Annotated in this window: 8 protein-coding genes and 1 tRNA gene; 5 read left to right on the top strand and 4 right to left on the bottom strand. The window is 71.0% G+C overall.

The features are described 5' to 3' along the window. The 3 genes from E6G06_10155 to E6G06_10145 form a co-directional block, all read right to left on the bottom strand. A partial coding sequence (locus E6G06_10155; protein TML91477.1) for an alpha/beta hydrolase occupies positions 1-857 on the bottom strand: 857 nt, incomplete at its 3' end. Between the two features lie 33 nt (positions 858-890). Continuing rightward, positions 891-1,253 (bottom strand): WhiB family transcriptional regulator, encoded by a 363-nt coding sequence (locus E6G06_10150; GenBank protein ID TML91408.1) that lies wholly within the window; start codon positions 1,251-1,253, stop codon positions 891-893. 82 nt (positions 1,254-1,335) lie between these two features. Further along, positions 1,336-2,349 carry a hypothetical protein gene (locus tag E6G06_10145; protein TML91407.1) on the bottom strand — a complete coding sequence of 338 codons (1,014 nt, stop codon included), beginning with the start codon at positions 2,347-2,349 and terminating at the stop codon, positions 1,336-1,338. Between E6G06_10145 and E6G06_10140 the strand changes: the two genes are divergently transcribed. Next, entirely contained in the window at positions 2,342-3,520 is a 1,179-nt protein-coding gene (locus E6G06_10140) for an ArsA family ATPase (protein TML91406.1), read from the top strand. The genes E6G06_10145 and E6G06_10140 overlap by 8 nt on opposite strands. After that, positions 3,517-4,614: an ArsA family ATPase gene (locus E6G06_10135; protein TML91405.1), complete on the top strand. Its 1,098-nt coding sequence runs from the start codon at positions 3,517-3,519 to the stop codon at positions 4,612-4,614. The genes E6G06_10140 and E6G06_10135 overlap by 4 nt, the downstream gene beginning before the upstream one ends. Here the strand turns inward: E6G06_10135 and E6G06_10130 are convergent. Continuing rightward, entirely contained in the window at positions 4,596-4,949 is a 354-nt protein-coding gene (locus E6G06_10130; GenBank protein ID TML91404.1) for an STAS domain-containing protein, read from the bottom strand. The genes E6G06_10135 and E6G06_10130 overlap by 19 nt on opposite strands. Here E6G06_10130 and E6G06_10125 point away from each other — a divergent pair. From E6G06_10125 to E6G06_10115, 3 genes are all read left to right on the top strand, one after another. Further along, positions 4,939-5,451, top strand: coding sequence for a response regulator (locus E6G06_10125; protein TML91403.1), 513 nt, complete (start codon positions 4,939-4,941; stop codon positions 5,449-5,451). The two genes, E6G06_10130 and E6G06_10125, sit on opposite strands and share 11 nt — an antisense overlap. 45 nt (positions 5,452-5,496) lie before the next feature. Continuing rightward, positions 5,497-5,571: transfer RNA gene (locus E6G06_10120), tRNA-Pro, on the top strand. A 288-nt stretch (positions 5,572-5,859) separates the two neighbouring features. Then, on the top strand, positions 5,860-6,543 hold the full coding sequence (locus E6G06_10115; protein ID TML91402.1) for a matrixin family metalloprotease: 684 nt from the start codon (positions 5,860-5,862) through the stop codon (positions 6,541-6,543). Positions 6,544-6,548: the final 5 nt, after the last annotated feature.

Below are 6,548 nucleotides of genomic sequence, written 5' to 3'. Positions count from 1 at the left end.
ACGTTCGTCATGACCTCGCCGAAGCTGTCGGGGTCGGCCAGCAGCCACGAGTGGTTGCCGTTCACGACCTCGCCCTCCGAGCCGATGGCGCGACACAGGGCGTCGAAGCTGGGCTTCGGGATGATGCGGTCGCTGTCACCCCAGAGCACGACGACCGGCAGGCGTCGCTCCTTCAGCGCCTCGAGCTCGAGCGTGAGGTCGGCCCGGCGCGCCAGGTCGGCGACGCGCAGGAGGGCACGCGGGTTGCGAACCAGGTTGGGCACCGCTTCTTGCAGGATCACCGGGAGCACGCGGGCGAGTTGAGGGATCAGCAGCACGTCGCTCGGGAAGTGCAGCCCCCAGTCCCAGAGTGGCCGCTCGGCCATGGAGCGGACGGTCGATCCGGAGTGCGCCCACGCCGAGCCGCCGATCGAATTGACGAGCACGAGCGAACGCACGCGCTCCGGGAAGTCGTGCGCGAGCTTGATGGCGACGCCGCCCCCGAACGAGTGGCCCACGACCACCGCGGGCTCGTCGAGGTCGACGACCCGGAGGAACTCGTCGAGCCAGGTCGCGTAGCCGGCCAGCGAGAAGTCGTCGCCGGGCAGGTCGGCGGTGCCGCCGAAGCCGGGCAGGGCGGGTGCCCACACGTGGCAGCCCAGTTGGACCAGGCGCTTGAGCGGCCGCCGGTAGGCATGCTGCCCGAGCCCCCAGCCGTGGAGGAACACGACGGGCAGGCCCTCGCCGGCCTCTCCGTAGAGGGCCAGCCTGCCTTCGACGGTGGTCCGCTTCCAGACGAGGCGGTGGTCGGAGCGGTCTGCGGGGTCGTGCCGGTCGCCCTCGTGGGGGTTCTGACCGGTTTGCGGCGTGCTCACCATCGCGAGCACCAACGTTACCCTTGCGAGCGGCCCCTAACCTACCCGGGTACCGAGGAGCGACTTCCGCTCCAGCTCGTTCAGCCCGCCCCAGATCCCGTGGGGCTCGCGGATCGAGATGGCGTAGTCGAGGCAGGGACGGCGTACGGGGCAGGTGGCGCAGATGGCCTTGGCCCGCTGCTCGCGCGCCTCCTTCTCGTCCTTCCGCTCGAAATGCGGCGGCGGGAAGAAGACAGCAGCCTGCGGACCTTTACAGGCCGCTCGGTCCTGCCACAGGTCTTCGGCGCGTTGGCTGCTCACAACGAGGGAAACCCCCACCCCCAGGTCGGATCTCGCCCGGACCCTACAGCCGTCCCACCAGCTTGAACAAGGGGTGGATCGCGGGGAACGAAGCGCCATTTGCACGGCCGGCGTGGGGTTGGGGCCCCACGCTCGGAGGAGGCCGGGGTTGGGGCCCCGGCCGGGGGAGCGAAGCGACCGTTTAATGGTGGGCCTCCTTGGCGCCACCTTCCTCGGGCTCCACCTCGAGCAGCAGGCCGTCGATCGCCACCACCCGCACGGCGTCGCCCGCGACGATCGGGGTGGCGCGGTTCGTGCGGGCCCGCCACAGCGCGCCCCGCACCGTGACGGTGCCCTCGGGGTCGACGTCAGCCGCCGCCGCCCCCATCTCGCCGATCATCGACTCGCGCCCGATGGTCGGCGTCGAGAACCGGGCGCGCAGCATCGCGGGCATGCCCGCGACCATCAGCAGCGCGACTCCTCCGACGACGAGGAGGACCGTCCACCAGGGGACGACCTGCCCGTCGAACAGCCGCAACGAGCCGATCAGGAGCGTGATGGTGCCGATCACCGTCCAGGTGCGCGGCGCGCCGGCCTGCACGTCGATGGCGAAGCCCGCGACACCCACGGCGAGCAGCGCGGCGGAGACCGGGCGAGTGGGGAGCACGCTCAACCCGTAGAGGGCCAGGATGAGCGATCCTGCGCCGACCGCACCGGCCACCCCCACGCCCACGGTGAAGAACTCGAAGACGATCAGCACCAGGCCGGCGACGAGCAGCAGGTAGGCGACCGACGGGCTGGCCACCGTGTGCAGGAGACGGGGCAGCAGCGCGGGCTTGGAGAACGTGACGCCGACCGGCTGACGGCGCGGCCCCTGCGAAGTGCGCACCACCGTCGCCGTGTCGAGGGTGCGCCCGCCTACCCGGAGCCCGTCGAGCCCGACGATGAAGTCGCCGAGGACCGGCGCGTCGACGCGGGCGGCCGCACCCACGGAGCCGCGGGCGCGCGTGCGCGGCGCGACGCTCGCCCGCGCGCCCGGCGCGACGCCCACGACGTCGGCCGCATCCGCGATGCGCAACGCGCCGCCCGAGGCCCGGGCGCTGCTCGGTCCCACCCATACCGCGACGGGCACCTTTGCGCTCGCGAGCCGCTGCACCAGCGCATCGAGGCGCCAGTCGGCGACCACGGCTCCCCCGCTGTTCAGCTGGATGATCAACGCCTCGACCCGAGCGCGCTCCGCGTCCCGGAGCGACGCGGCGATGAAGTCCACCTCGACCGGGTCGATGAGCCCCGTCACCTCGATCACGTCGACCCGGCCCGCGGCGGCGACGGCCGGCGCCGGGAGCGTCAGGAGGGCGCCGAACGCGAGCAATACGCTCGCTAGTGTTCGCAACGGGTGCACAAACCTCCGAGAAGGGACACGGTTGGATCCTGCTGGGTTCTGCTCCCAGACCCGACTGGTCATCGTGGCCGGGAAGGGAGGCGTGGGCAAGACGACGGTCACCGCCGCGCTGGCGCGGATGGCCGCGGGCGCCGGGCTGTCGACGCTGATCGTCGAGGTGGAAGGCAAGAGCGGCCTCGCATCGACCTTCGACGCGGGCGAGCTCACGTACCAGGAGACCGTGCTGCACCCGGGAGGCGCGGGCGCGGCGGAGGTGCGGGCGCGCACGCTGACTCCTGACGACGCCCTGCTCGAGTACCTGGTGGACCACGGCCTGCGGCGGATCTCGAAGCGGTTGGTGCGCTCGGGCGCGCTCGACGTCGTGGCGACGGCGGCGCCCGGCATCAGGGACATCCTGGTGCTGGGCAAGGTCAAGCAGCTCGAGCGGGCCGGCGCGGCCGACCTCATCGTGCTCGACGCTCCGGCCGCGGGCCACGCGATCACGTTCCTCATGAGCTCACGCGGCCTGCTCGACGCCGTGCGCGTCGGTCCCGTGCGTGCTCAGGCGGAGGACGTGCTCGAGCTGCTGACCGACCGTCGCCGCTGTCAGGTCGTGCTCGTCACGCTCCCGGAGGAGACGCCGGTGAACGAGCTGGTCGAGACCGCCTTCGCTCTGGAGGACCGGGTCGGTGTGAGCCTCGGGCCGGTCGTCGTGAACGGGATCTACCCCGAGCTCGACGGCCTCGACGTCGACCCCGAGCACGCGGCCGAGGCGGCGGGCACGTCGCTGCGCCCCGGCGAGGCCGACATGCTCCGGGCCGCGGGGCGGTTCCGCCGGGGTCGCCAGTCGCTCCAGCGCGAGCAGGTCGAGCGCCTCGCGGCCGCGCTGCCGCTGCCGCAGCTCCGGCTGCCGTTCCTCTTCGAAGCCGACCTCGGGCTCACCGAGATCGACCGGCTGGCGGGCGCCCTGGCCCACGAGATCGAGGCGCTGGACGTGATCGCATGAGCGAGGGGCCGCAGCCCCTCGCCTCGCTGGTCAACACGCGCGGTGTCGTCGTCTGCTGCGGCACCGGCGGCGTCGGCAAGACCACGGTCGCCGCTGTCATCGCGCTCGAGGCCGCGCGCCGGGGCCGGCGCACGGTCGTCGTCACCATCGACCCCGCGAAGCGCCTCGCCGACGCGCTCGGGCTCGAGGGCCTCACCAACGATCCCGCGCTCATCCACGCCCACGACGAGGGCGAGGGCGAGCTGTGGGCGATGATGCTCGACACCAAGAGCACCTTCGACGCGCTCGTGGCCCACTACGCGCCCGACGCGAGGCAGGCGGCGAGCATCCTCGAGAACCGCTTCTACCGGAACATCGCGGGCGCGCTCTCCGGCACCCAGGAGTACATGGCCATGGAGAAGCTCTACGAGCTGCACGAGGAGGGCCGCTTCGACCTCATCGTCGTCGACACGCCGCCGTCGCGGAACGCGCTCGACTTCCTCGACGCGCCGCGGCGACTCACCCGTTTCCTCGACAACCGCCTCTTCCGCCTGTTGATGATGCCGACGCGTGCGTACCTGAAGGCCGTCAACGTCGCCACGCAGACTTTCCTGCGGGCCGTCTCGAGGGTCATCGGCACCGAGGTCGTGCAGGACGCGGTCGCCTTCTTTCAGGCGTTCGAGGGCATGGAGGACGGCTTCCGCCAGCGGGCGCTGCACGTGCGCACCCTGCTCTCCGACCCCGAGACCGCTTTCGTCCTCGTGGCGTCACCTCGGCGCGACGCCGTCGACGAGGCCATGTTCTTCGCCCGAAAGCTCGCGGAGTCCGACATCGGGATCGAGGCGCTCGTCGTCAACCGTATGCACCCGCGGTTCGGACGGGGGAGGAGCGAGGCCGACCGGGCGCGCGCCCACACCCTCGACGGCACCGACCTCGGGCGGCTGTTCGCCAACCTCGCCGACTTCCGCAACATCGCCGACGGCGAGGAGGCCCACGTCGAGGCCTTGGTGGCGCGAGTGGCGCCGGCGCCGGCCGTGCGCGTGCCGTTCCTCGGGGACGACGTGCACGACCTCGACGGCCTGGCCCAGGTGGCCGGCTACATGTTCGCGGGCTGATCGTCGCCGAGCGACGCGGCCGCCTCCTCGAGCGTCTCCGCCACCGTCACGATGCGGTCGAAGCCCGTGGTGTGCAACAGCCGCACGAGCGTCGGGCGGTTGCAGCACACCGCGACGTCGCCGCCACCCTCGCGGGCGCGCCGGATCCCGCCGATGAGCGCGCCGAGGCCCGCGGAGTCGACGAACGGGACCTCTGACATGTCGATGAGCAGCTTCGGCTTCGACGCCAATTCGCCCAGTGCCTCGCGGAACTGGCCCACCGTATAAGCATCGAGCTCTCCGACGGGGCGGCAGATCGTGTAGCCGTCGCCTTCGTCGAGCCGGATCTCAAGCACGTGTCCTCCTGGAGTCGCGGGTGCGACGTCGTCGGATGGTACCCGTCACCGGTCGACGCTAGCCTCGGCCGCCGTGCCCGACGTCGTGATCGTCAGCGACGCTGCTTCGGTACGTGACGAGGTGCGCTCCGCCATCACCGACCCTGATGCCACGGTGCGTGAGCTCGAGGCGGGAAAGCAGCTGCTCGCGGCGGTGGAGGAGCGGGTGCCCGATCTGGCCGTGATCGACCTGCAGATCGGCAACATGGGCGGTATGGCCGCCTGCCTCGACATTCGCCTCGAGGAGGGGATGGACCGCCTTCCACACGTACCCGTGCTGATGCTGCTCGACCGTCGGCCCGACGTGTTCCTCGCCCGTCGATCGCAGGCCGACGGCTGGTTGGTCAAGCCCCTCGATCCCCTGCGACTGCGCAAGGCGATGTCGGCGCTGCTCGCGGGTGACACGTACCACGACGACACCCACCTGCCTCCGACCATCCCTGTCGCCTCGCCGGCCCCGTGAACGGCGGCAGCCGGTAGGAGCCGGTCGGATACGATCGACACCTCACGGGAAGTGGCGCAGCTTGGTTAGCGCGCAGCGTTCGGGACGCTGAGGCCGCGGGTTCAAATCCCGCCTTCCCGACTCGAAAGCTGCTCGTCAGCGGCTCTCTCGCAATCGGTCAGCGTCGACGCATCGCCGCGACCGACATGCGCAGACCATATTTGCGCTCGAGAGGACGCTCGAGAGGACGCTCGAGAGCTAGTTCGTCACCGCGCCCTCGGCCCTTGCGGGTCCCCGCCAGCCGCATGCGCGTCCTAGCGACACTGGTACTTTTGGCCCATTGTGGGCGGATTTGTGCAGCGTCACACTGACCAGCGGTACCCGACCGGGACCTACCCTCGACCGCTCGACCTCACTGAGGAGACTGCCATGTGGGCCAAGCTGGCCACCGTTGTGGCGATGACCACCGTCGGGCTCGGCCTGACGCCGCCCGCGGAGGCCGCCCCGAGGGCGAAGCTCATCCAAGTCCACGTCTTCAAGGCGGGCGGGCGCGCGGGCGCCACCGCGAACTGCGCCAACGACGCACTCGCGTCGGGCCAGTACGCCACCACGGGCTGGACGGTCGGCGCGCCGCTCACGGCCCACTTGAACACGGCCTCGGTGCCCGGCTATCTCGGCGACGTCACCGCTGCCTTCCAGGCGTCCTTCGACGGCTGGGGTACCGCGGTGCCCCGGATCACGGTGGTGGGCGACGGCACCGTCACCAAGCCCAGCGCCACCCGCACGAACGATCTCATGTTCGGTCGCACCTCGGGGTCCTCGCTCGCCATCACCTATACCTGGCGCTGGAGCGACGGGCTGGTCGAGAGCGACATGATCCTCAACAGCCGAGTGTCGTGGTTCCAGGCGGCCTCCGAAGGCGACGGCTGCTACGAAAGCGTCGCCAAGTACGACGTCCAGAACATCGCCACCCATGAGGCCGGACACGTCTACGGACTTGACCATCCCGCCGGTGATCGCTTCGAGACCATGTACGCCTACGGCTACAGCGGCGAGACGCTCAAGCGCTCGCCTGCCAACGGCGACATCGCCGGGGTCGCGTCGCTCTACTAGTCGGG

It is taken from the genome of Actinomycetota bacterium (assembly GCA_005888325.1).
Lineage (GTDB): Bacteria > Actinomycetota > Acidimicrobiia > Acidimicrobiales > AC-14 > AC-14.
The sequence above is the reverse complement of the archived record's forward strand: the minus strand, read 5'-3'. Positions and strand labels throughout refer to the sequence as shown.